Genomic DNA, 23,894 nt, shown 5'->3' on the forward strand with positions numbered 1-23,894 from the left:
GTGAAAGATGGATAACAGGGGGCAGATTTTCTCCGGTAAAATCGCAGGCTGAAAAAGGGCCAGCCCCCCGGCAATATCATGCCATCTTAGTTTACTGATACTAATGTTTTAGCACTGCTCATGGCGTTTCTTGCGGCAGCTTCTCATGGGTTGACAGAGACCGGGTGTTATCCTGCATAGGGATGCGTGTCAGCACCAAGGCGCCCAGAACCAGCATTCCGGCAACAAACCACAGCCCGGTTCTGAAACTTCCGGTGATATCATACAAAATGCCAATCATTAACGGGCTGACGGCGGACCCCACGTTACCTATTGCGTTGATTGCTGCCAGAACCATAGCCCGTGCAGAGACACTGATCACCTGGTCAGGGGTCGTCCAGAAAATCGCCATAGCAGTAAAGGCTGCGGAAGATGCAATCACAATACCGGTCAGTTGCAATAAAGGATGATTACTAACAGAAGTCAGTAGCCAACCCGAGGCAGCCATCAGAAAGGGATAGATAGTATGACGTTTGCGCTCTTTCCTCCGGTCAGAACGGCGGCTCCACCAAATCATCGCGATTATGGTGCAAAACTGTGGAATGGCGGTCAGTAATCCGATGACAATATTGCTACTGCCCCCATTAAAACTTTTTACTATCAGTGGCGTCCAGATATTAATCGCACTCAGAGTATTGGTAAGGCAGAAGTAGGAGAGGGTGTAAAGCAGTATCACCGGGGTAAATATTTCGCGCCATAACGGCCTGCCGGGGGTGGTGCCGGATGTTGGAATAGCACGCTCACGCTCCAGCATAGTTATCAGTGCTTTTTTTTCCTCATTATTCAGCCAGCGGGCATGCGACGGATGATCATCGAGGAAAAACCAGGTGACTCCCCCCAACAGAACCGACGGTAATCCCTCCAGTAAAAATAGCCATTGCCAGCCTTTAAGTTGCCATACTCCGTCCAGAGCCAAAATATAGCCGGAGACCAAGGAACCGAACATCATCGTTACCGGCATTGCTATCATAAACAGTGCGTTAGCCCGGGCGCGATAATAGGCAGGAAACCACCATGTGAGATAGACAAGAATACCCGGCAGAAATCCAGCTTCAGCAATTCCTACCAGCATACGCAGCATATAGAGAGAATATGCGTCCTGTGAAAACATCGTGCAAGTGGTAGCAATACCCCACAGCACCATGATACTGGCAATCCAGCGTCGTGCGCCGATAATTCCCAGCATAATATTGCCAGGTATACCGCACAGCACATAAGTTACGTAAAATAATGTAGCAGCGAGACCAAACATAGTGGAGGTCAGGCCAAGGTCTTTACCCATGGTCAGACCGGCGAAACCTATATTAATACGGTCAAGAAAAGAGAAGACAAACAGCACGAACAAAAACAGAACCAACCGCTTAAAGAGCTTCTTCATCACATGTTGTTCGGTTGCTGACAAATATTCCGGATTTGGCTGTTGCGCTAATGTCGTCATGGGGTGCTCCTGGCAGCTTAACAGACAGACTGTTTGCCGCTGGTGGTATTTAGCAGGGAAGTGAAACGGTTCGCCAATGCCTCGGCGCTTCGTGCCAGCAATGTTGTATCAACGCCCACGGCGACAAATAGCGCCCCCTGTTCAAGATAACGATGTGCTATCCCTTCATTTGCCATCAGGATGCCGGGGGCTTTGTTAGCCTCAAGGATTTGAACGATACAATCCTCGATGGTACTTTGTACTTGCGGATGAGCCGGGTTGCCCATGTAGCCCATATCAGCACTGAGGTCGGCGGGGCCGATAAACACACCATCTACCCCCTCGACCGCCAGTATCTCCTGAAGATTTTCCACCCCGCAGCGTGTTTCAATCTGGACCAGAACACATATCTGTTCATCGGCTTTCTGCAGGTAATCAGGAATTCGGTTCCAGCGTGATGCACGGGCCAAAGCACTTCCCACTCCACGTATACCCTGTGGTGGATAACGGCAGGCCTTAACTGCATCGCGTGCATCTTCAGCTGTTTGTACCATTGGAATTAGCAATGTCTGGGCTCCGGTGTCCAACAGTTGTTTGATAATCACGGGGTCGTTCCATGGCGGACGTACCACCGGATGGCTGCTGTAAGGTGCAATGGCCTGCAACTGTCCGAGTACTGAGCGTATATCATTGGGAGCATGCTCACCGTCGATAAGTAACCAGTGAAAACCAGCGCCTGCGACGACTTCAGCGCTGTAATTGTTTGCCAGCCCAAGCCACAGACCAATTTGCGGTTGTTTGGCGGCGAGTGACTGCTTAAAAGAATTAATCACCATGCTATATCCTTAGACAAAACGACAACTGATGGCACCCATCAGACCGTAATCAACGTGGAAGGTATCCCCCCTGTTGGCTGCGACCGGGCGTGTGAAAGAACCGCTCAAAATAATCTGCCCTGACTCCAGTTGCACATCGTGGGAGGCTAATTTATTAGCAAGCCAGGCGACACCATTGGCAGGGTGATTAAGAACTGCAGCAGCGACGCCGGATTCTTCAATTCTCCCATTTCGGTACATGAGTGCAGAGATCCAACGTAGATCGAGATCGTTGGGTTTGACAGGGCGTCCGCCCATCACTACACCTGCGTTGGCCGCATTATCTGAGATGGTGTCAAATACCTTACGCGGACGTTGTGTATCAGGATCGATACTGTGGCAACGAGCATCAATTATCTCCAGTGCCGGAATGATGTAATCTGTGGCGTTATAAACGTCGAACAGGGTGCAGTTCGGCCCGCGGAGCGGTTTTGCCAGCACAAATGCCAGTTCCACTTCCACGCGCGGCACGATAAAGCGATCCCGGGGAATATCGCTGCCATCATCAAAAAACATGTCGTCGAGCAATGCACCATAATCTGGTTCGCTGATTTGTGAGGTGGCCTGCATAGCTTTCGATGTCAGGCCAATTTTATGGCCTCTCAGTAATCGGCCCTGGGAAATCTTTTCCGATACCCATTCGCGCTGTACCGCGTAGGCATCTTCAATCGTCATATTATGACGCAGGGAAAGCTGACGGGTTTGCTCGCGATTAATCTCTGCCTGATGCAGTTCGCTTGCCAGATTTTTAATGGTTTGTTGATCTAACATCGTCAGACTCCTGTCTGGTTTATTCCGCTGAAGCAGTTGAATTTCAATTTCAAACAGTCCCGAATCCTGTAACGACAACTGACGTGGCCAGTTGGAGGTACCCGATGATATGTAGTCACCCGGGAATTGACTTTACCGACCCCGGATACACTCGTTATTCATTTGCACCTGAATCTGACCTGCCAGAGGCAGGCACCACCTCATACTGAGTGGGGCGGGGCTGATCTCCGGGCGGATCAGCCCTTTTTCATTGGCATCAGGCTGTCTGGAACCTGTGGTTCAGCGTTTGTTCCATGACACTCTAACGATAGAGTGCATGTGCATTGTTCTGTTTAAAGTTAAGTACCCTGTGAAGTTCTTCGACTGCCAGTGACAGAGCCAAAAATCGTGTGGTACTGAGTTCCTCAAAATGGCTGGTTATTATCCCGAACAAGGCAGTCATAACGGGCTGTAACTCTTCGACAGAACGTCCATGGCCAATCTTCAGCGTCATATGCACAAACGCGAAATCGTGTTTACCGTCGGCCATTTGCCAGGTGTCTATCCAGTGCGCCCGGCTACGGATACCGCCGGTGGGGAAAATACCTGTATTGGCGAGAAACGTATTCACCTTGGAAAACAGGCCCGGCAGATCGGCCGGCAGGCGAATGTTTTCGGTGCATTCAGCAATAAAATGAGGCATAGGAACTCCGTGAATAATGCTAGCTGTCGTCAAAACTGCAGCCCAATGATTACAGTATGTTACCTAACTTGTAGCCATTCGCTTTATCGCCTTTCCGGGTGTAGGAGAACCCGTCAGCGCCGATGGTTACCGCCATCTCGCTATTATGCTCTCGCTCATACACAGGTTGTGGTTGACCATCTAAACCGAGTACCAGTGAACCGTCGGTATACCAACTGGGCACAACCGGTGTTCCCCACCAGTCGCGACGCTGATTATCATGCACGTCCCAGGTCACCACCGGGTTATCAGGGTCGCCGGTGTAATAGTCCTGAGTATAAATTTCGACGCGATGTCCATCCGGATCACGGATGTAAAGATAGAAGGCGTTTGAAACACCGTGACGTCCCGGTCCACGCTCAATCAGATCAGATTTACGCAATGCGCCGAGCTTGTCACAGATTGCTAAAATGTTGTGTTTTTCATGGGTAGCGAAAGCAATATGATGCATTCTGGGGCCGGCACCACCTGTCATTGCTGTATCATGCACGGTAGATTTACGGCGCATCCAGGCGGCATATACTGTGCCGTTATCATCGCGAATATCTTCAGTGATGCGAAAGCCCAGGCCTTCAATATACTCCACTGCACGGGGGACATTCGGTGTTATCTGATTGAAGTGATCAAGCCGTACAAGCGCTCCGGGTGAGTAGAGCTCATATCGCCAGGATAAACGTTCCACGTGCTGTACGTCATAGAAGAATTCGTACGGAAAACCCAAAGGGTCTTCTACCCGCACAGCGTCCCCAATGCCTGCTACAAAACCGTTTAGGCGACGTTCTGTCTTACAACCGAGTGATTGGTAGTAGGCTTCAGCACGGTTAACATCCTCAGGGGAACGGACCCTGAACGCGAAGGCAGCCACGGCAGCCACCGGGCCTTCCCGCAACACGATATTATGATGGATAAACTCTTCCAACGTACGTAGATAGAGGGTTTGGTTATCTTCGGCGGTAACGTGCAAACCAAGGATGTCAACATAAAATTCGCGAGAGGCTTTTAGGTCAGTCACCTGGATTTCCATATAAGCACAGCGCAATACATCCGGCGCAGGAAGTTCAGAGGTTAATTTAGTCATTGTTTCTTCCCATCATTGTGAAAATTATCCCGCTGCTGGCGCAGAGGAACAGAGGCGTGGTGTGGTTTACACTCCCCATTTTGGTATAGGGTGGTCGCCGTAGGAGATGCAGACGTTTTTCATCTCAGCAAACACTTCAAAACTGTATTCGCCACCTTCGCGCCCGGTGCCAGAGGCTTTCACGCCACCAAAAGGCTGACGCAGATCGCGAACATTCTGGGTATTCACAAACACCATGCCAGCTTCGATGCTGCGTGACAGACGGAGGATCTTGCTGACATCCCGGGTCCAGATATAGGAGGCGAGACCGTATTCGGTATCATTTGCCATCTCCAGGCCATCGGCTTCGTCTTTGAATGGCAGCAGACAAGCCACCGGACCAAAAATCTCTTCTGTGGCGATACGCATATGGTTATCCACATCGGCAAATACAGTAGGGCGCAGGAAATTGCCATGGCTAAGTCCCTCCGGTTTGTCCGGGCCACCGGTTAGCAGGCTCGCACCTTCTTCAATACCGAGACGGATATAGCCAGAGACTTTCTCCCAGTGTTGAGGGCTGATCAGCGCACCTACCCGTGTCTCCGGATGAGTTGGGTCGCCAACCGTAAGACGACTTGCACGTTCGGCAAAACGTTTCACAAATTCCGGGTAGATACTTTGTTGGATAAAAATGCGTGAACCGGCAGTGCAGCGTTCGCCATTCAGCGAAAAAATGGTGAATAATGCAGCATCCAAAGCGCGTTCGATATCGGCATCCTCGAAAATCAGAACCGGTGATTTTCCTCCCAGTTCCATTGAGTATTTTTTTAGCCCGGCATTCTGCATAATTTTCCTGCCGGTGGTGGTTCCACCGGTAAAAGAGATGGCCCGCACATCGTTGTGCCGTACCAGAGAATCGCCAGCCGTGTTGCCATAGCCCTGTACCACATTGAGCACTCCGGGGGGGATCCCTGCTTCCAGAGCTAGTTCTCCGAGGCGATCAGCGGTTAGTGGTGACAATTCAGACATTTTAAGTACCGCAGTATTCCCCAAAGCCAGGCAAGGGGCGGTTTTCCAGGTGGCGGTCATAAACGGGACATTCCAAGGTGAAACAAGAGCACACACACCGACGGGTTGAACCAGCGTATAGTTCATCATCTTGTCGTCAACCGGATAAGTGCGACCGTTCATCTGCTGGCAGATTTCAGCAAAAAACTCAAAGTTGTGTGATGCGCGTGGAATCAGTACATTTTTTGTCTGCTGGATTGGCAGCCCTGTATCTGCGGTTTCCATTGCAGCTATTTCTGCCACATTTTGATCGATCAACTCACCGAGGCGGTTCATTAAACGCGCGCGTTGGTGCATGGGCGTATTAGCCCATTTTGGGAAAGCATTTTTGGCGGCTTCAACGGCCTGATGAATTTCTTTTTCTCCCCCGGAGGCGACTTCAGCAAGCACTTCACCGTTAGCAGGATTCAGAGTGGTAAAGTAGTCTCTGCTGGCGACGTTTTTGCCATTTATCCAGTGATTAATCTTTTTCATTTCTGTCTCTCCTCAAACTGTTGCTCACTGATAATATGGTTGGTTAAACGCCCCACACCTTCTATTTCCACCACGACCTCATCCCCGGGTTTAACATCAGCCAGGCCTTTGGGTGTCCCCGTGGCTATCATGTCTCCGGGCTGTAATGTCATGAATTCGCTTAAATATTCGATTAAGAAACAAACATCAAACACCATGTCTTTGGTATTTCCGGACTGGGTGAGCAGACCGTTAACCAGGGTTTTCACTTGCAGGTTCTGGACGTCCGGGACTGCCTCACGCGGCGTGATGCTTTCGCGCAACGGTGTCAGGGTGTCGCGGCTTTTAACCCGTAGGTTAGGGCGGTAGTAATTTTCGAGATAATCCCTGATCGCATAGTCATTACACAGGGTGTAGCCTGCGATGTAATCAAGGGCATCTTTGCGGGCAACGTTACGTGCTGTTTTACCAATTACCACGACCAGTTCTGCTTCGTAATGCATATATTCAATATGATCGGGACGAACTGAGACAGCGTTGTCGCCGGTAATGGTATTGGGGGCTTTAATAAAAATAAGCGGGTCTTCCGGAGCTTTAAATTCCAGTTCAGCGGCATGATCAGCATAATTTAGTCCGAGTGCAAAGAAGGTCGGATAGTTATCTGGTTGCGTTTGTACCAACGGGTTCAGGTCAAACTGATTGGTTAATGCAGGGAGACCCTGCGCTCTGATTGTGACCTGATCTCCTGCATTCACCGGGATACGCTCCTGCGGGGTGCCGATCAGAATCACATCACCGGGTAGCAGGGTGGTAAAATCACTCAGTGCAGCAATTAATTCTGTCGGACTGCGCAGTAGTTCTTTGGTTGACCAACATTGTTTCAGCTCACCATTCACCTCGGTACAAATATCCAGTGCATCGATGTTATCCAATGTTGCAATCGTACCTATCGGGCAGAAGCCATCTCTGCATTTCGCCTTGATTGCCGGGCGGTAAAAGCTCTCTTCCGCGAGACTCAACTCGTTAGCAAGTGCATAACCGGCAATATATTTTCCAGCCCTGGCAACCGGTACTTTACGTGCTTCCCGGCCTATCACTACTGCCAAAGTACCACCACTAAAGGTTTGTTGCCGGGCTGGTAAGGAAATTACGTCTCCAGACTTGCGTTGTGTATTGCGCGGCTTGATGAACCATACCGGCGTTGCTGGTGGTTTTTGGTAAGGCGCTTCATGGAAACGGGCATCCCAGGCTTTTGCCTGAGAATCCAGATTAAGCGCAACAGCAAAGACAGACCTTTTCATTGCGATTCCTTGTAGCCATTATGGTGCGTTATTTGTGATTGTTAACATATTAATGAAATATTATTAGATCGATGTCTTCTGGCAGGTCAATATAATTGTCATGACATTTTTAGGGGAGTTTATGAGGGGTTTTTTAAGTAATTAATTGTTATTTATGGAGTTAATAAGGTGCCTTTGTTTTTGGCGTTGTTTTTAAATGTTCTGTTTGTGAGGGGGATCACTTTGTTAATTAGTTAATGATTACCTTATTTAAAAGGTAATCATTAATTCTTTGTAGGAATCACGCCCTGGGGTAAATATACTGGATGTATTTAACAGTTAATTAAACTCAAGCGGTAACCAAATGTATGACTCCCTAACCATTGCGTTGTTACAGGCACGTGAGACGGCCATGGGCCATTTTCGACCGATACTTAATCAACACAATCTTACTGAACAGCAGTGGCGCATCATTCGTATTCTTGCACAACACCGGTCACTGGATTTTCACGAGCTGTCGCAACAAGCCTGCATTTTACGTCCCAGTCTGAGTGGTATCCTGACTCGCCTGGAGCGCGATGGCCTGATTTTTCGGTTAAAGCCATTAAATGATCAACGAAAGTTATTTGCTTCTCTGACCCCGTCGGGAGTCGCGCTATATAAGGAAGCCTGCACAAAGATAGAAAAGGGATATCAACAGATTGAGCAGCAATTTGGCCCGGAGAAGATGAAACAGTTAAATCAATTACTTCATGAGTTCAACAGGCTGGGTTCTGTCGATGCTGCAACTGTTTTCTCCACTGAAATTGCTGAATAACAACACTTATCACCTGAATTTTTATCGGACCGGCACCGTTATTACAGATAATGAAAAAGTATCTGAAATTTTATTAGTTAATTGAATTTAACGTGTTTGCTGCACGCCCTGCGGGTGGGCTGCGGCCATCCAAAACGTTGTTTTGTCGAACCCTGCGAGGGTTCTCACCCTCCCGGGGCGTCATGGCTTCAGGTAATAAAAAAGCCTGAACTTTCGTTCAGGCTCTCTTAATAAATAATGGCGGTGAGGGAGGGATTGACGTGCAGCGTTGCTGCACGCCCTGCGGGTGGCCTGCGGCCCTCCAAAACGTTGTTTTGTCGAACCCTGCGAGGGTTCTCACCCTCCCGGGGGTGTCATGGCTGCAGGTAATAAAAAAGCCTGAACTTGCGTTCAGGCTCTCTTAATAAATAATGGCGGTGAGGGAGGGATTGACGTGCAGCGTTGCTGCACGTCCTGCGGGTGGCCTGCGGTCCTCCAAAACGTTGTTTTGTCGAACCCTGCGAGGGTTCTCACCCTCCCGGGGGTGTCATGGCTTCAGGTAATAAAAAAGCCTGAACTTGCGTTCAGGCTCTCTTAATAAATAATGGCGGTGAGGGAGGGATTCGAACCCTCGATACGTTGCCGTATACACACTTTCCAGGCGTGCTCCTTCAGCCACTCGGACACCTCACCACATTTTTCCTGCCAGCGGCCGTAGCGGCTAACGGGGCGGTACTATAGGGAGTCAGCTGCTAACGGTCAAGAATTATTTTCTTCTTTTGTTTCGCCCGCTTAACTCATGAGCTAATTGGTTTATTTGACCGCAAGCTGCTGACATTTTGGCCGGTGTGCGGTCTGTCAGATTACTCTTTTACCTGAGTAGCAAAACGCTTACGTAACTTTTGTAACTTTGGAGGTATCACCGCCAGACAGTATCCGTTACGCTGACCTTCACCATCCCAGTAGTTCTGGTGGTAATTTTCTGCCGGATACCAGGTTTTCAGAGGCTCGATCGTTGTCACAATCGGTGCCGTATGGTCTTCTGCTGCACGCTGGATAGCTGCTTTTGCTTCCTGCTCCTGTTCAGCGGTCGCCGGGAAAATGGCAGAGCGGTACTGTGTACCAATATCGTTACCCTGCCGGTTAAGCTGGGTTGGATCATGAGTCGCGAAACTGATGTCCAGTAGATCACCATAACCTACCACAGCAGGATCAAAACCAATGCGGATTGCTTCGGCATGTCCGGTAGTTCCTTCACAAACTTGTGGGTAGGTCGGATTTTCGACACTTCCTCCGGTATAGCCACTCTCGACCGATTCAACGCCGTTGATGCTTTTAAACACTGCCTCAGTACACCAGAAACAGCCGCCGGCAATCACTGCATACTCAATCGTCATACTCAATTCCTCTGATTAGCGCTGAACAATAACATTCAGTATATCAGATGTGTGCAATAAGCCATTTTTCAAGAGGTTTATTATGAGGCTTATTTACACTCGATCTGTCGGTTCCCCGTCATAACATTATGGAGAATACGGACAGGGCGGGGGGGATAGTTTTTTAATAATGCTATAAAGCGCCGCGAAGCTCATTATTCGTTTGACTGACTCTGGTGATACTGGCACAGGAAAGGCATTAGCTTTTTTAGGACAAGGTTTAAGACGGTGTGTCTGAAAAAACAGCTATACTTAAATCTGTTTTGATAATTACTTAGCGAATAATTGTGATTCTGTATCATCAGAGAACCCGAAGGGTACAGCAAGTAAAACATAACTGATACTCACTGGTATTATCACAAGGCCTGCCTGATACCTGATTAAACCTTAATACAGGTATCTCCCGGCACGACGAATAGTTTTACTTTGTTGTTACAAAGTAACTAATCGCTGTTCGTCTCCGGTTAGCAAAACAGACAGGAGTTAAATGTGCTACAACACCAACAATCAATTCCGGCCACCCCTCCCGGAAAACACGCCTTCTTCTTTGATGTCGATGGCACTCTGGCACCGTTACAGCCTACACCTGAGTTAGTCACCGTATCCGCTGAAGTCTGTAATAACTTACAAATACTGTTTCAGAAGTCGGGAGGGGCGGTTGCTGTCATCTCAGGGCGGCCGTTAATCCAGATAGACCAGTTGCTTTCCCCGATATTACTACCTGCCGCAGGCGTTCATGGTGCTGAGCGCAGAGATAATAATGGCATGATTGACCGGATGATGCCCGGAGCTGGGTTACTGTCAGAAGCTGAACAGCAGTTGAAACAAGGCATCTCAGGTTTGCCTGGAGTCAGGCTGGAAAAAAAAGGCATAGCATTTGCTCTGCATTATCGTCAGGCAAAACAATTTGCAGCGCAAACTGAAGCGCTGGCCAGGACTGTGGTCAGCCAGATACCTGAGCTGACATTGGTCTCAGGGAAGTGTGTGGTTGAACTCAAGCCTTCCAATATCGATAAAGGAAAAGCGATTGCTCAATTTATGCGGTCTCCACCATATTATGGGCGGCTACCCGTATTTCTGGGGGATGATCTGACCGATGAGCGTGGTTTCAGTATCATTAACAGCATGGGGGGGATCTCCGTCAAAATTGGAAAAGGTAAATCACAGGCAAAATACCGGCTGGAGAATACTGCTGAGGTTCATCAATGGATCGCCAGCATACTGAATACAGAATCTCACCAGGTACGACCTACAGAACCAGATAAGGAGTGACCCGGATGGACAGATTAGTTGTAGTATCAAACCGAATTGTATTGCCTGCGGGGGGAAAAGCCAGTGCCGGTGGGCTGGCGGTAGGAATTCTGGATGCTCTTAAGCACAGTGGTGGTTTGTGGTTTGGGTGGAACGGAGATATTGCAGAGATATCCGGTGAGGAGGAACCGGTAGAGTTGATAGTCAATGACGGGATTACTTACGCGTCCTTTAGTCTGGACCAAAATGACTATGACCTCTACTATAACCAGTATTCCAACACCGTTATCTGGCCAGCTTTCCACTACCGCCTTGATCTGGTTGACTATCAGCGTAGTGCCTGGGAAGGATATTGCCGTGTTAACAAAATGCTGGTGCAGCGATTACAGCCCCTTCTTCAGCCACAGGATATTCTCTGGGTACACGATTACCACCTGATGCCTCTGGCCGCCGGGTTACGACAGCAGGGAAACCAGCAACCTGCCGGATTCTTTTTACATATCCCGTTCCCTGCACCTGAGGTTTTCACCGCTCTGCCTGATCATCAGGAAATTATGCAGATGTTGTGCGCCTATGATCTGCTGGGATTCCAGACGGAAAATGATAAGCAGGCTTTCTTAAGTACTTTGGCTCAGCTGACCCCATTAACTCCGATTCCTGACGGAAGGTGGCAGGCTTATGGTAAGACATTCAGTATTGGTCATTATCCTATTGGTATTGACCCCGGGACTATCCGCCAGCTGGCCAGCGGACCCCTGCCTCCTAAAATAGCTGCGATTCGTGATTCTCTGGGGGAGGCTAAAAATATAATTGCCTGTGAACGCCTGGATTATTCGAAAGGATTGCCAGAGCGTTTTCAGGCCTATGAAGAGTTTTTGGAAAATTATCCGCAACATCGCGGCAGGATTCGCTTTACTCAGATAGCGCCTACCTCACGCGGAGAAGTCCAGGCATACCAAAAAATTCGTCAGCAGCTGGAAGCTGAAACTGGGCGGATCAATGGTAAATATGGCACCTTAAGCTGGACGCCCCTTTACTATTTAAATCAGCATTTTGACCGAAGGTTACTGATGAAAATTTTCCGTCTGACGGATATCGCTCTGGTGACACCGTTACGTGACGGGATGAATCTGGTGGCTAAGGAATATGTTGCGGCACAGGATGCTGATGACCCGGGAGTATTAATCTTGTCTCGTTTCGCCGGGGCTGCCGATGAACTCAGCGGTGCATTGATTATAAATCCCTATGATCGTGGAGAAGTCGCTGCAGCGATAGACAGGGCAACTACAATGCCGTTAGATGAGCGCATAAAACGTTATCAACAGATGATGTCAGTATTATCAATACAAACAATAGATCGCTGGCGCGATAGTTTTCTGCATGATCTGAAACAAATAGCGGGTATCCATAGCTAAGAGACCTGTCATGTTCCCCCTTATAATCCAGCAGATTCCACTAATACCGCTGACAGAAGGCTTGTTGTCGGTGGTCTGCGCTCTCCCTCTTACTCCAGCTATATCGACATTATTGTCTGAATATTTATAGTAGTGATTATTTCTACCCCCGGGGGGGGGTAAAGCACATCAATTTATCGATTTCATTTAATAAAAAATAGAATGTTAAAGTGTTATTTGTTTTGGTTGTTGTTGATTTTAAATAGTCATGCAATATCCAATGAGGTATTTGTTATAAGTTGCTTTGTTTAATTCCGGGTGGCGCAACGCTATTATGATTAATGGAAATCAAATCATTGAATACTTATGCAATAAAATAAAATACTCAGCCCTGTTGATTTTTCATGCAAAACAGTAATTAATTTAACTGATTTAGTGTAAACCATGAGATCGGCTGATTTATTATCAGGTCTGTTTTGTGATTGACAGCAGTTTTTGATAAAAAATTAAAGGTGGTTATATTACCCTTTGAAACCTGTGGTAATTTTTGTAAAATGATCTATGTCAAATTTTTTACTAAATAAATAGAAAAAACCATTGTGTGCATGACAGCGAACAGTTAAATTCAAATAAGATAAATCCCATAAAACAGAAAAAAATGAAGTTGTGTGTTTTTATCCCGATGCCATTTTTTTCTGTTAATTACTGTTTTCGGTTTTGTCTTATTATTAAATCTTTTGTATCTCTTTTGAAGAGATAAATTTTATGGAAGGGTGTTGCCGATAAATTGCGCAATGTGGCAATTCTGTGCGTGTTAGTTCGTCATTTAATCAAAAGGAAACTAAAATGAATTCAGTTAACCTGTTGAAACATATTTACGATATTAATCTTTCATATTTACTTCTGGCGCAGCAGCTAATTAGCCAGGATAAATCTTCAGCTATGTTTCGCCTTGGAATAGATGAGCCCATGGCGAATAAACTGGCGGAGCTGACTCTGCCAGGCCTGGTGAAACTGGCTGAAACTAACCAGTTAATATGCAAGCTGCGGTTTATGGATTACACCATTATACAGCGTCTGACCCGCGAATCCCGGGTAGATGATATGCAGCAAATTCATACCGGAATTATTTTAGCGAGTGAGCTTTTACAGTCAGTTTCTTAGAAAACCTGCCGGTAAACTTCAGGAGAAAGAGATGAAAGCACACAGTGTTATACAGGAAGGGCATGACATTCAACTGGCCACTGAACTTATCAGGCTTGGTGCACGGCTACAATTACTGGAAAGCGAAACTGTCCTGAGTCGTGGGCGTCTAATCAGGCTCTACAAAGAAATTAAAGGATGTCCGCCACCGAAAGGTATGTTGCCATTTTCCACCGACTGGTTTATGACCTGGGAGCATAATATCCATGCCACGGTGTTTTATCACGCCTGGTTATTTATGCAAAAAACCCAATTAACAGAGGGCGTAGGCGCTCTGATCGCTGCATACCGGTTGTATCTGGAACAATGCCCGCCGGCTGATGAAGGGCCATTACTGGCACTGACCCGCGCCTGGACATTAATACGCTTTGTGGAAAGTGGAATGTTGGAACTTTCCTCCTGCCGATGCTGTCATGGACAGTTTGTTAATCATGCCCATCAGCCCAGAGGCAGTTTTATCTGTAGTTTATGTCAGCCTCCTTCCCGGGCTGTTAAAAAGCGTAAACTTCCTCAAACAGATGCCGATAACAGTTTATATATGCTGGATGAGAAAATTAAAAGCTAACTAGTATTAATTTCATCCAATGTCCGGCGGTGTATTTCTTTGCTTTATCATTGACTTTTAATAATTTCAGAGAAAATAAATTTGTCAGGTATCGGCGACGTAAGGGGCTCTCCGTGTTAATTATTCTGGGATATATTGTAGTTATCGGTTCAGTGCTGGGGGGATATGCACTAGTCGGCGGGGAAATGGGCGCGCTGTATCAACCGACAGAATTATTGATCATTGGTGGTGCCGGGATTGGATCTTTTTTTGTCGGGAATAGCAGTAAGTCGCTAAAAAAAACACTCAAAGCGCTGCCGTTATTATTCAGAGGGTCAAAATATACTAAAACACATTACCTTGACCTGATGACCTTATTATTTCAGTTAATGTCAAAAGCCCGTCAGCAGGGTATGCTGGCCCTGGAGAAAGATATTGAGGAGCCTGACAGTAGCGATTTATTTACTCTTTATCCCAAACTACTGGCTGATAAAATGATAATCGATTTCATGACTGATTATTTGCGGCTTATTGTTAGTGGAAATATGAGTGCATTTGAAATCGAATCATTGATGGATGAAGAAATAGAGACTTACGAGCATGAAAGTGACGTGCCAGCACAGAGTATTGCTGCGGCTGGTGACGGGTTACCAGCGTTTGGGATTGTAGCGGCGGTGATGGGGGTTGTGCATGCATTGGCTTCTGCGGACCGCCCGGCAGCGGAACTGGGCGCGTTAATAGCCCATGCAATGGTCGGGACTTTCCTGGGTATTCTGTTGTCATACGGCTTTATTTCGCCTCTGGCCTCTGTGATCCGACAGAAATATGCCGAAAATACCAAAATGATGCAGTGCATAAAAATAACGCTGTTGTCGAATATGCATGGCTATCCACCACAGATTGCAGTCGAGTTTGGCCGTAAGGTTCTGTATTCGAGTGAACGCCCGTCATTTACTGAACTGGAAGATCATGTTCGTGAGAATAAAACTGTCAATAAATCCACAGTGGAAGCCGACGTATGAAACCGGTTGAACGTCAGAGAGTGGTGGTGGTAAAAAAAAGAAAATCGTCCAAACACCATGATAGTCACGGTTCCTGGAAAATAGCCTATGCCGATTTTATGACTGCCATGATGGCATTCTTTATGGTGATGTGGCTGGTGTCGGTCTCCACTCCGAAAGAACTTCAACAGATAGCCGAGTATTTTAAGATGCCGTTGAAGGTTGCATTATCCGGCGGTAATCGCAGTAGTGACAGTGTCAGTGTGGTACCTGGTGGCGGGGAAGATGTGACCCGCCAACAAGGAGAAGTCAAACGTGTGCTCCCTAAAGCAGATAGCAAAAATCAACAGGACAGCCGGCGACTCAAACAGTTGCAAAAGAAGCTCGAAAACCTGCTACTGAATGACCCACGGCTGAAAGCACTTCGCCCCCATCTGTTAGTCACAATGGTTAGCAATGGATTACGGATTCAGATCATCGACAGTAAACAAAGGCCGATGTTTCTTCGTGGCAGCTCAGAAGTGGAACCTTATATGCGCACCATCCTGCGGGCGATAGCGCCAATTCTTAATGATGTACCCAATGCCATCAGTATTGCCGGACATACTGACGACTATCCCTACGAGGACGGCGAAAAAAGTTTCAGTAACTGGGAGCTTTCAGCGAACCGGGCCAATGCCTCCCGCCGGGAACTGGTCGCGGGTGGTCTGAATCAGGGGAAAGTCCTGCGGGTACTCGGTATGGCCGATACGATGAAGCTGAAAAATCTTCAGGGTGATGATGCCGAAAACCGGAGGATCAGTTTGCTGGTTCTGACCGAAGATGCACAGCAGGCTATCGAAAAAGAAAACAGTGAAGCACAGGCAATCACAATTTCTGAACCGGGTCAGCTGAAATTCCCGTCTCCGGTGACCTCCGCAGTACCTTCTTCGTCAGCAGCATCTGTTGAAAGTGGTTCATATACCATTCCTGATAAGCAGGAAAATCAGAATCTTAATTAAAAAATTGGGAGTTATTCTCTGCCGGCTGTGTCCGGGGAGACACCTTAGCAACTACTGACAGTACCGCCGGGCGCTGTGTCCTTATTCGCGGCAGGAACGCCCTCTACAGACCAATAAAGGCAGCTTACGTGACAATGGATATCAGTGAATTTTATCAGACCTTTTTTGATGAAGCCGACGAGTTACTGGCCGATATGGAACAGCATCTGCTGGCTCTGGACCCTGATACACCTGATCCGGAACAGTTGAATGCCATTTTCAGGGCAGCCCATTCTATTAAGGGGGGAGCGGCGACATTCGGTTTCACGGTATTACAGGAAACGACACATATCCTGGAGAACATACTTGACAGTGCAAGACGCGACGAGCTGTCACTGAACAGCGCTATTATTAATATTTTTCTGGAAACCAAAGATATTATGCAAGAGCAGCTGAATGCCTATAAGTTGTCGCAACAACCGGACGAAGAAAGCTTTCGCTATATCTGCGAAATGCTACGCCAGATTGCCCTCGAAAAGGATTCCGGAGCTGATGGCGCAGACATCACGACCGGAGAAACCAGGTCGCAGCATCCTGTTGAGCCACCTGTCACTGAGATCAAAGACAGCTCTGGAAAAACAGTCCGGTTGCGGCTTGAGTCACTGAAAAATAATGAAGTCGAACTCCTGCTTACGGAGTTAGAAAATATCGGTCAGGTCTCCGGGGTCGTTAAGCATTCTGACAGCCTGGAGGCTAATGTCGCTGGGGTGAGTGAGGATGATCTGCTTGCCGTACTCTGTTTCGTGGTGAATGAACAGCAAGTGCATTTCATTCAGCCGGAATCAGACGCCGGGTTAACGAAGGAAAGTCCCGATGAACCCGTGGATGATTCGCTGGTAAAATCCGCCAGGCAGCCCCCCCCCGGTGATGAAAGCCAGTGAGTCCGGCAGTATCCGCGTAGCGGTCGAAAAGGTTGACCAGTTGATTAACCTGGTGGGTGAACTGGTGATTACGCAATCAATGTTACAACAACATGCGAATACCCTGGAACCCGGAATTCATGGTGATTTACTGAACAGCATGAGTCAGTTAGAACGAAATGCACGCGATCTTCAGGAATCGGTGATGTCTATCAGGATGATGCCGATGGAATATGTATTCAGCCGCTTTCCTCGCCTGGTCAGAGATCTGGCGGCGAAGCTCGGTAAGAAAGTCGAGCTGACGTTGCAGGGTAGCTCTACTGAGCTGGATAAAAGCCTGATAGAGCGCATTATTGACCCCCTGACTCATCTGGTGCGTAACAGTCTGGATCATGGTGTAGAGCCTACAAAGCAGCGTCTTGAAGCTGGTAAATCAGAGACCGGTCATCTAATACTGGCGGCAGAGCATCGGGGAGGCAATATTTGTATTGAGGTCTCTGATGATGGTGCCGGCCTCAACCACGAAAAAATACTGGCAAAAGCACGCTCCTCCGGTATCCCGCTGCATGAAAATATGAGTGATGACGATATCGGTCTGCTGATTTTTGCGCCGGGTTTCTCGACTGCAGAACAGGTCACGGATGTCTCAGGGCGTGGTGTTGGTATGGACGTAGTCAAACGGAATATCCAGCAAATGGGCGGTCATGTGGAAATCAGCTCAAAACAGGGACAGGGGACAACTATTCGTATACTGTTACCTCTGACGCTGGCAATCCTTGATGGTATGTCGGTTCGTGTGGGTAATGAAGTCTTTATCCTGCCACTCAACGCGGTAATGGAATCACTACAGCCTGAGCGTAAAGATCTGAAAGCGTTGGCCGGGGGGGAGCGGGTGTTGGAAGTTCGCGGTGAATACCTGCCACTGGTGCCATTGTCAGCGGTCTTTGAGGTTGAAAATGCTCATCAGGACCCGACCCGTGGTATTGCGATAATTTTACAAACTGCCGGTAAGCGATATGCATTGCTGGTTGATCAACTTATTGGTCAGCATCAGGTGGTGGTAAAAAATCTTGAAAGTAATTACCGGAAAGTTGAAGGCATTTCTGCAGCAACCATTATGGGAGACGGCAGCGTCGCATTTATCGTCGATATTGGGGTATTGCAGTCATTTCACCGTGATAAATGTTTATCCGCCAAGCCAGGTAATGTCTACGAATAAATGAATATGCGGGGTTTATGTGGAAAAGATAGCTGAAGAAATAGCCTCCCAGGAATTCCTGGTTTTTACTCTTGGTGATGAAGAATATGGAATCGATATATTGAAAGTCCAGGAGATTCGAGGCTATGATCATGTCACCAGAATTGCAAATACACCTTCTTTTATTAAAGGGGTAACCAATCTTCGAGGTGTTATTGTCCCTATCCTGGATATGCGGATTAAATTTTTGCAAAATGATGTTGCTTATAATGAAAACACTGTGGTTATCGTGCTCAATCTAAAAAACAGGGTGGTGGGCATTGTGGTCGACGGAGTATCTGATGTACTGGCGCTCAGTAAGGATGATATCCGTACTGCCCCTGAGTTTACGGTGACTCTGGCCACTGAATATCTGACAGGACTGGGCGCCCGGGGCGACAGAATGCTGATTCTGGTTGATATAGAGAAATTACTCAGTAGTGATGAAATGGCGCTGGTAGATACGCTCAGATAAATATGAGGGCAGAATGCTAAAAAGGCGACATGAGTCGTCTTTTTTATTTTTGTAAATAATAGTCGTCAGTAAATAAAGATTTATTTTTGTTGGCCGATATAAGCAGAGTCATGCTTATCACAGAGGTCATTATGTTCAGTCGAATGAAAATCGTCACCAGTCTGTTATTTGTGCTTTGCCTGATGGCGATATTACAGATGTTGAGTGGGGGTATCTTTTTTCAGATGCTCAAGCACAGCAAAGATAATTTCTCGTTTAGTCAGGTGCTGCGAGATCAACAGCAATATATGACCGGAATGAGTAACGCCTTACTGGAAGCCAGAAATAATATTAGCCTGGCGGCTATTACTGCACAGCAAGTTGATGATCAACAGAAACGCAGCAAGCTGGTCACAGGCTTGCTAAAGAATGCCAGTGATCAGATAAAACTGGCTGATGAAGAGTATCAGAATTATACCGGTGCTCTGACGGATAGTGGGTTGAAGGATCCCCGGCAGCAGGAGCTGCAGAAAAGTTATAAGAATTATCGTGAAGGATTATTCAGTTTACTGGCGGTGGTGGATGAAGGAAGAATTGGTGATTTCGTGAATATGCCGGTGCTGGATAAGCAAAAACTTTTTGAATACAACTACACCGTTTGGATCAAACGTAATGATGAGCTGACTGACAAGGGAATTGACCAAAGCAACAATGACTTTCAGCAAGCAGAATGGATGCTGGTTGCCGTTCTGATTGTCACGATACTGGTCGTCGGTCTGGTATGGATGGGGATGCACCGTATTTTGTTAAAACCGTTACGTCAGGGTATCGAGCATATCCGTCATGTGGCTAACGGCGATCTTACCCATGCAATAGAAGTGAAAAGTAGTAATGAAATGGGTGAACTGCTTAACACAGTCCGTTTTATGCAGCAGGAACTGAGAAATACCGTAGGTATGGTCCGCGATAGTTCAGAGTCAATTTATTCCGGAGCCAGTGAGATCGCTAACGGCAGTACCGATCTCTCAGCCCGCACCGAACAACAGGCCGCCTCTCTGGAAGAAACGGCTTCCAGCATGGAGCAGTTGACGGCGACGGTAAAACAAAATGCCGAAAATGCACGTCAGGCTTCGCAACTGGCACTGAATGCCTCTGATACGGCACGACATGGCGGATCGGTAGTCGAGAACGTTGTCACCACAATGAAAGACATTGCCGGCAGTTCGAAAAAGATTGCCGATATTACCAGCGTGATTGATGGTATCGCCTTCCAGACCAATATCCTGGCGCTGAATGCTGCCGTGGAGGCAGCTCGTGCCGGAGAGCAGGGGCGGGGTTTTGCTGTCGTCGCCGGAGAGGTCCGTAATCTGGCTCAGCGCAGTGCTCAGGCGGCCAAAGAAATTAAAATTCTGATTGAAGACTCGGTTAACCGCATCGACTCCGGTTCACAGTTGGTGGAGAACGCAGGCACGACTATGGGCGAAATCGTCAATGCAGTCACCCGGGTCACCGATATCATGGGGGAAATTGCTTCGGCTTCAGAAGAACAGAGTCGGGGTATTGACCTGGTAAGCACTGCGGTGACTGAAATGGATCAGGTCACACAGCAAAACGCCACTCTGGTCGAAGAGTCAGCGACTGCTGCTGCCACTCTGGAAGAACAGGCTGGTTTACTAAAACAGGCGGTAGCTGTTTTCCATATCGGACAGGTGTTGCCGGAAAATGAAGTCAAACTGCTTCCGGGAAACAGTGGCCTTAGGGCGCCGGTAATACGAGGTCAGGATTCCGGAAACGCGGCTGATAACTGGGAAACTTTTTAAAAGCACAGGGGAATGCCGGGCAGCGCCCGGCATCCGTCACGGACGGCTTCTGGCTCGTGTCAAAGTCATCATAAAAGGGGGCTTAAATCCCGTTGTATGACGTAAAGGATGGTGTCAGTAACTCATGGAAAAACCAGCGAACAGTACAGTACAGCAGACCAAATCTGTTACCGGTCAGTCACAAAAATTACTGTTGTCTGAAGCCAATTTCCAGCGGCTTCGCCAGCTTATCTATCAACGGGCGGGAATAGTGCTGGCCTCACATAAACGGGAAATGGTCTACAACCGGTTAATGCGGCGGTTACGGTTGTTGCAGATGAAAGATTTTGGCCAGTACCTGGCTCTGCTTGAAAGTCAGCCGAAGAGCAGTGAATGGCAGGAATTTATCAATGCGCTCACCACTAACCTGACGTCTTTCTTTCGTGAGGCTCACCATTTTCCTTTGCTGGCGGAACATGCCCGTGAGCGGCAGGGGTGCTATCAGGTATGGAGCTGTGCGGCTTCCACCGGTGAGGAGCCTTATTCCATCGCCATAACCCTGGCTGAAACTCTTGGGATAGCGCCCGGGAAATTTCAGGTCTATGCCAGTGATATTGACACCCGGGTGCTGGAGAAAGCACAGCATGGGATTTACAGCAAAGAATCTCTTGATGTGTTATCGCCGGAGCAATTACAACGATTTTTCCTTAAGGGAAAAGGGACACAACAAGGACAGGTCCGGGTCCGGCCCGAACTGGGTAATATGCTGCATTTTTTCCAGCTAAATCTGCTTAGCCCGGACTGGAAACTTCCGGAGAAGTTTGATGCGATATTTTGTCGTAATATAATGATTTATTTCGATAAAGCGACGCAGGAAATCATTCTCCGTCATATGGTCCGTTACCTGAAACCGGGCGGCCTGCTGTTTGCCGGCCATTCTGAAAACTTTAGTCAGATCAGCAAAGATTTTTGGTTACGAGGTAAGACGGTTTACAGTCTTGCTAAGGAAAGGCAATGAGTAAAATTACTGTGCTAAGTGTCGATGATTCGGCATTAATGCGCCAGCTGATGACCGAAATTGTCAACAGCCAGCCTGATATGGAAATGGTTGCCACAGCACCAGATCCGTTGGTCGCTCGTGAGCTGATTAAACAGTTTAACCCTGCCGTGCTTACACTGGATGTTGAAATGCCCCGTATGGACGGGCTGGAATTTCTGGAAAAACTGATGCGCTTGCGTCCAATGCCAGTGATCATGGTTTCTTCCCTGACGGGGAAAGGATCGGAGGTGACTCTGCGCGCCCTGGAATTGGGTGCGGTGGATTTTGTGACCAAACCTCAGTTGGGATTACGGGATGGCATGCTGGCTTACTGTCAGGTGATTGCCGAAAAAATCCGTGTTGCTGCCCGTGCACTGCTGTATCGTCCGTTGGCCGGCGCCGGTCCAAAGGTCCTGAACACGCCCCCTATCCTGAGCAGTGAAAAACTTATCGCCATCGGTTCGTCGACCGGTGGCACAGAAGCGCTACGGGTAGTCCTTGAGACTTTACCGGCAGCCTCTCCGGCTGTGCTGATTACCCAACATATGCCCCCGGGTTTTACTCATTCATTTGCTGAACGTCTGAACCGTATCTGCCAGATCACGGTGAAAGAAGCCGAAGAGGGTGAGAGGGTCTTGCCCGGCTACGCCTACATTGCCCCGGGATCGATGCATATGCAGCTCGGACGCAGTGGGGCAAATTATCAGATAAGGCTAAATGAAGGGGAACCGGTTAATCGCCATCGACCTTCGGTCGATGTGCTTTTTGACTCGGTGGCACGCCATGCAGGACGTAATGCCGTTGGAGTGATCCTGACAGGAATGGGCAACGATGGTGCTGCCGGGTTGCTGAAGATGCGCCAGGCGGATGCCTGGACTATCGCCCAGAGTGAGTCCACCTGCGTCGTTTTTGGCATGCCCCGGGAAGCAATATTACTGGAAGCCGCCTGTGAAGTGGTCGATCTCGAAAAAATTAGCCAGCAGATGCTGCTGCACATCAGTCACGGACAATCGCTCCGTATTTAGTTAACTGGAAAAACTCAAAGGAAAGTGCCATGGCGGACAGTAATTTACATTTTCTGGTGGTTGATGATTTTAATACGATGCGACGCATCGTGCGTAATTTATTAAAAGAGCTTGGATACACCAACGTTGAAGAAGCAGAAGACGGCGCAGATGCTCTGCATAAACTGCAGGCAGGTGCATTTGATTTTGTCATCACCGACTGGAATATGCCCAATATGGACGGTCTTGAATTGCTACACAGCATTCGTGCCGACGAAAAATTGTCTGACATGCCGGTACTAATGGTGACTGCCGAGGCCAAGAAAGAGAATATTATCGCCGCTGCACAGGCGGGTGCCAGCGGCTACGTGGTTAAGCCATTTACGGCCGCCATTCTGGAAGAGAAGCTAAATAAAATTTTCGAAAAACTGGGTATTTAGGGGGCACTCATGAGCCATATTCCACTGCCAGATAATGACAAATCGGTGCGTGACATTGTCACTAAAGTGGGGGCGCTGACACGGATGTTACGTGATAATCTGCGCGAGATGGGCCTGGAACAGGCTATCGCTGATGCTGCGGAAGCCATTCCGGATGCCAGGGACAGGCTCGATTATGTGGTACAGATGACAGCCCAGGCCGCCGATCGGGCATTAAGCTGTGTGGAAGCGGCACAACCCCATCAGGAACAGTTACAGCAGCAGGCGACGGCATTATCGGGTCGGTGGGATCAATGGTTTGCTGATCCGATTGAGCTCACCGAAGCCCGACAACTGGTGACTGAAACCCGTGAGTTCCTGGAGGAGGTTCCATACCACACTGCATTCACTAATCAACAATTACTGTCAATTATGATGGCCCAGGATTTTCAGGATCTTACCGGTCAGGTAATAAAACGCATGATGGAAGTCATTCAGGAAATCGAACGCCAGTTATTGATGGTGTTGTTGGAGAACATTCCCGATTCAGTCATTCCATCAGCCACCGGTAAAGACAGCTTACTTAATGGTCCACAGATTGACAGTAATGCCAGCGGGGTTATCGCCAATCAGGACCAGGTGGATGACCTGCTGGACAGTCTGGGATTCTGAATTTTGGCGCTAAGAGCGAGCTGCATTGCCTGGTCCGCTGATCCGCAGAATAGCCAGAAATTTC

Annotated in this window: 21 protein-coding genes, 1 tRNA gene and 1 pseudogene; 14 read left to right on the forward strand and 9 right to left on the reverse strand. The window is 48.1% G+C overall.

Going from position 1 to position 23,894, the window contains the following annotated elements; genetic code table 11:
- Nucleotides 1-118: 118 nt before the first annotated feature.
- From hpaX to B3Z23_RS07350, 7 genes are all read right to left on the reverse strand, one after another.
- Complete coding sequence (gene hpaX / locus B3Z23_RS07320; RefSeq protein ID WP_294904901.1) at nucleotides 119-1,477, reverse strand: 4-hydroxyphenylacetate permease; 1,359 nt, start codon at nucleotides 1,475-1,477, stop codon at nucleotides 119-121.
- Between the two features lie 17 nt (nucleotides 1,478-1,494).
- Nucleotides 1,495-2,289: a 4-hydroxy-2-oxoheptanedioate aldolase gene (hpaI, locus tag B3Z23_RS07325; protein WP_294907652.1), complete on the reverse strand. Its 795-nt coding sequence runs from the start codon at nucleotides 2,287-2,289 to the stop codon at nucleotides 1,495-1,497.
- 12 nt (nucleotides 2,290-2,301) lie between these two features.
- Nucleotides 2,302-3,102 (reverse strand): 2-oxo-hept-4-ene-1,7-dioate hydratase, encoded by an 801-nt coding sequence (hpaH, locus tag B3Z23_RS07330; protein WP_294904904.1) that lies wholly within the window; start codon nucleotides 3,100-3,102, stop codon nucleotides 2,302-2,304.
- A gap of 301 nt (nucleotides 3,103-3,403) precedes the next feature.
- A complete protein-coding gene (locus B3Z23_RS07335; protein WP_294904907.1) occupies nucleotides 3,404-3,784 on the reverse strand; it encodes a 5-carboxymethyl-2-hydroxymuconate delta-isomerase in 381 nt (126 codons plus the stop codon).
- Between the two features lie 49 nt (nucleotides 3,785-3,833).
- On the reverse strand, nucleotides 3,834-4,901 hold the full coding sequence (hpaD, locus tag B3Z23_RS07340) for a 3,4-dihydroxyphenylacetate 2,3-dioxygenase (protein ID WP_294904910.1): 1,068 nt from the start codon (nucleotides 4,899-4,901) through the stop codon (nucleotides 3,834-3,836).
- 66 nt (nucleotides 4,902-4,967) lie between these two features.
- A complete protein-coding gene (gene hpaE / locus B3Z23_RS07345) occupies nucleotides 4,968-6,422 on the reverse strand; it encodes a 5-carboxymethyl-2-hydroxymuconate semialdehyde dehydrogenase (protein WP_294904913.1) in 1,455 nt (484 codons plus the stop codon).
- Nucleotides 6,419-7,702: a fumarylacetoacetate hydrolase family protein gene (locus B3Z23_RS07350; RefSeq protein WP_294904916.1), complete on the reverse strand. Its 1,284-nt coding sequence runs from the start codon at nucleotides 7,700-7,702 to the stop codon at nucleotides 6,419-6,421. The genes hpaE and B3Z23_RS07350 overlap by 4 nt, the downstream gene beginning before the upstream one ends.
- Before the next feature lie 343 nt (nucleotides 7,703-8,045).
- On the opposite strand from B3Z23_RS07350, the gene hpaR reads away from it, so the two are divergent.
- Complete coding sequence (hpaR, locus tag B3Z23_RS07355) at nucleotides 8,046-8,498, forward strand: homoprotocatechuate degradation operon regulator HpaR (RefSeq protein WP_294904919.1); 453 nt, start codon at nucleotides 8,046-8,048, stop codon at nucleotides 8,496-8,498.
- A gap of 584 nt (nucleotides 8,499-9,082) precedes the next feature.
- Here the strand turns inward: hpaR and B3Z23_RS07360 are convergent.
- A tRNA-Ser gene (locus tag B3Z23_RS07360) sits at nucleotides 9,083-9,170 on the reverse strand.
- Nucleotides 9,171-9,340: 170 nt separating this feature from the next.
- Nucleotides 9,341-9,874, reverse strand: coding sequence for a peptide-methionine (S)-S-oxide reductase MsrA (msrA, locus tag B3Z23_RS07365; protein ID WP_294904922.1), 534 nt, complete (start codon nucleotides 9,872-9,874; stop codon nucleotides 9,341-9,343).
- Nucleotides 9,875-10,402: 528 nt separating this feature from the next.
- On the opposite strand from msrA, the gene otsB reads away from it, so the two are divergent.
- The 13 genes and pseudogenes from otsB to cheZ all read left to right on the forward strand — a co-directional run bounded on the left by otsB (nucleotide 10,403) and on the right by cheZ (nucleotide 23,830).
- On the forward strand, nucleotides 10,403-11,185 hold the full coding sequence (otsB, locus tag B3Z23_RS07370) for a trehalose-phosphatase (RefSeq protein WP_294904925.1): 783 nt from the start codon (nucleotides 10,403-10,405) through the stop codon (nucleotides 11,183-11,185).
- Between the two features lie 5 nt (nucleotides 11,186-11,190).
- Nucleotides 11,191-12,579, forward strand: coding sequence for an alpha,alpha-trehalose-phosphate synthase (otsA, locus tag B3Z23_RS07375; protein WP_294904928.1), 1,389 nt, complete (start codon nucleotides 11,191-11,193; stop codon nucleotides 12,577-12,579).
- An 825-nt stretch (nucleotides 12,580-13,404) separates the two neighbouring features.
- Nucleotides 13,405-13,722, forward strand: coding sequence for a flagellar transcriptional regulator FlhD (flhD, locus tag B3Z23_RS07380; protein WP_294904930.1), 318 nt, complete (start codon nucleotides 13,405-13,407; stop codon nucleotides 13,720-13,722).
- A gap of 31 nt (nucleotides 13,723-13,753) precedes the next feature.
- Complete coding sequence (flhC, locus tag B3Z23_RS07385) at nucleotides 13,754-14,326, forward strand: flagellar transcriptional regulator FlhC (protein ID WP_294904933.1); 573 nt, start codon at nucleotides 13,754-13,756, stop codon at nucleotides 14,324-14,326.
- A gap of 113 nt (nucleotides 14,327-14,439) precedes the next feature.
- Nucleotides 14,440-15,327 carry a flagellar motor stator protein MotA gene (motA, locus tag B3Z23_RS07390; protein ID WP_294904936.1) on the forward strand — a complete coding sequence of 296 codons (888 nt, stop codon included), beginning with the start codon at nucleotides 14,440-14,442 and terminating at the stop codon, nucleotides 15,325-15,327.
- Nucleotides 15,324-16,307 (forward strand): flagellar motor protein MotB, encoded by a 984-nt coding sequence (motB, locus tag B3Z23_RS07395; RefSeq protein WP_294904938.1) that lies wholly within the window; start codon nucleotides 15,324-15,326, stop codon nucleotides 16,305-16,307. The genes motA and motB overlap by 4 nt, the downstream gene beginning before the upstream one ends.
- Before the next feature lie 134 nt (nucleotides 16,308-16,441).
- Nucleotides 16,442-18,425, forward strand: a pseudogene (gene cheA / locus B3Z23_RS07400) (chemotaxis protein CheA).
- Nucleotides 18,426-18,444: 19 nt separating this feature from the next.
- The gene (gene cheW / locus B3Z23_RS07405) at nucleotides 18,445-18,918 is read left to right on the forward strand and encodes a chemotaxis protein CheW (RefSeq protein WP_294904941.1); all 474 of its coding nucleotides are present in this window, start codon (nucleotides 18,445-18,447) and stop codon (nucleotides 18,916-18,918) included.
- Between the two features lie 131 nt (nucleotides 18,919-19,049).
- A complete protein-coding gene (locus tag B3Z23_RS07410; protein WP_294904944.1) occupies nucleotides 19,050-20,717 on the forward strand; it encodes a methyl-accepting chemotaxis protein in 1,668 nt (555 codons plus the stop codon).
- Nucleotides 20,718-20,841: 124 nt separating this feature from the next.
- The gene (gene cheR / locus B3Z23_RS07415) at nucleotides 20,842-21,714 is read left to right on the forward strand and encodes a protein-glutamate O-methyltransferase CheR (protein WP_294904947.1); all 873 of its coding nucleotides are present in this window, start codon (nucleotides 20,842-20,844) and stop codon (nucleotides 21,712-21,714) included.
- Nucleotides 21,711-22,760: a protein-glutamate methylesterase/protein-glutamine glutaminase gene (locus B3Z23_RS07420; RefSeq protein ID WP_294904950.1), complete on the forward strand. Its 1,050-nt coding sequence runs from the start codon at nucleotides 21,711-21,713 to the stop codon at nucleotides 22,758-22,760. The genes cheR and B3Z23_RS07420 overlap by 4 nt, the downstream gene beginning before the upstream one ends.
- A 29-nt stretch (nucleotides 22,761-22,789) precedes the next feature.
- Nucleotides 22,790-23,179, forward strand: coding sequence for a chemotaxis response regulator CheY (gene cheY, locus B3Z23_RS07425; protein WP_294904952.1), 390 nt, complete (start codon nucleotides 22,790-22,792; stop codon nucleotides 23,177-23,179).
- A gap of 9 nt (nucleotides 23,180-23,188) precedes the next feature.
- Nucleotides 23,189-23,830, forward strand: coding sequence for a protein phosphatase CheZ (gene cheZ, locus B3Z23_RS07430; protein ID WP_294904955.1), 642 nt, complete (start codon nucleotides 23,189-23,191; stop codon nucleotides 23,828-23,830).
- Nucleotides 23,831-23,894 lie beyond the last annotated feature (64 nt).

It is taken from the genome of Tatumella sp. UBA2305 (genome assembly GCF_002345795.1).
Taxonomy (GTDB): Bacteria; Pseudomonadota; Gammaproteobacteria; order Enterobacterales; family Enterobacteriaceae; genus Tatumella; species Tatumella morbirosei.

What these genes read in the sequence shown, in the direction of transcription:
- hpaD (WP_294904910.1), bottom strand. Translation starts at nt 4,901, where the DNA reads ATGACTAAATTAACCTCTGAACTTCCTGCGCCGGATGTATTGCGCTGT.
- cheZ (WP_294904955.1), top strand. Translation starts at nt 23,189, where the DNA reads ATGAGCCATATTCCACTGCCAGATAATGACAAATCGGTGCGTGACATT.
- hpaR (WP_294904919.1), top strand. Translation starts at nt 8,046, where the DNA reads ATGTATGACTCCCTAACCATTGCGTTGTTACAGGCACGTGAGACGGCC.
- B3Z23_RS07335 (WP_294904907.1), bottom strand. Translation starts at nt 3,784, where the DNA reads ATGCCTCATTTTATTGCTGAATGCACCGAAAACATTCGCCTGCCGGCC.
- cheY (WP_294904952.1), top strand. Translation starts at nt 22,790, where the DNA reads ATGGCGGACAGTAATTTACATTTTCTGGTGGTTGATGATTTTAATACG.
- hpaE (WP_294904913.1), bottom strand. Translation starts at nt 6,422, where the DNA reads ATGAAAAAGATTAATCACTGGATAAATGGCAAAAACGTCGCCAGCAGA.
- B3Z23_RS07410 (WP_294904944.1), top strand. Translation starts at nt 19,050, where the DNA reads ATGTTCAGTCGAATGAAAATCGTCACCAGTCTGTTATTTGTGCTTTGC.
- motB (WP_294904938.1), top strand. Translation starts at nt 15,324, where the DNA reads ATGAAACCGGTTGAACGTCAGAGAGTGGTGGTGGTAAAAAAAAGAAAA.
- hpaH (WP_294904904.1), bottom strand. Translation starts at nt 3,102, where the DNA reads ATGTTAGATCAACAAACCATTAAAAATCTGGCAAGCGAACTGCATCAG.
- flhD (WP_294904930.1), top strand. Translation starts at nt 13,405, where the DNA reads ATGAATTCAGTTAACCTGTTGAAACATATTTACGATATTAATCTTTCA.
- hpaX (WP_294904901.1), bottom strand. Translation starts at nt 1,477, where the DNA reads ATGACGACATTAGCGCAACAGCCAAATCCGGAATATTTGTCAGCAACC.
- B3Z23_RS07420 (WP_294904950.1), top strand. Translation starts at nt 21,711, where the DNA reads ATGAGTAAAATTACTGTGCTAAGTGTCGATGATTCGGCATTAATGCGC.
- otsA (WP_294904928.1), top strand. Translation starts at nt 11,191, where the DNA reads ATGGACAGATTAGTTGTAGTATCAAACCGAATTGTATTGCCTGCGGGG.
- msrA (WP_294904922.1), bottom strand. Translation starts at nt 9,874, where the DNA reads ATGACGATTGAGTATGCAGTGATTGCCGGCGGCTGTTTCTGGTGTACT.
- B3Z23_RS07350 (WP_294904916.1), bottom strand. Translation starts at nt 7,702, where the DNA reads ATGAAAAGGTCTGTCTTTGCTGTTGCGCTTAATCTGGATTCTCAGGCA.
- cheR (WP_294904947.1), top strand. Translation starts at nt 20,842, where the DNA reads ATGGAAAAACCAGCGAACAGTACAGTACAGCAGACCAAATCTGTTACC.
- flhC (WP_294904933.1), top strand. Translation starts at nt 13,754, where the DNA reads ATGAAAGCACACAGTGTTATACAGGAAGGGCATGACATTCAACTGGCC.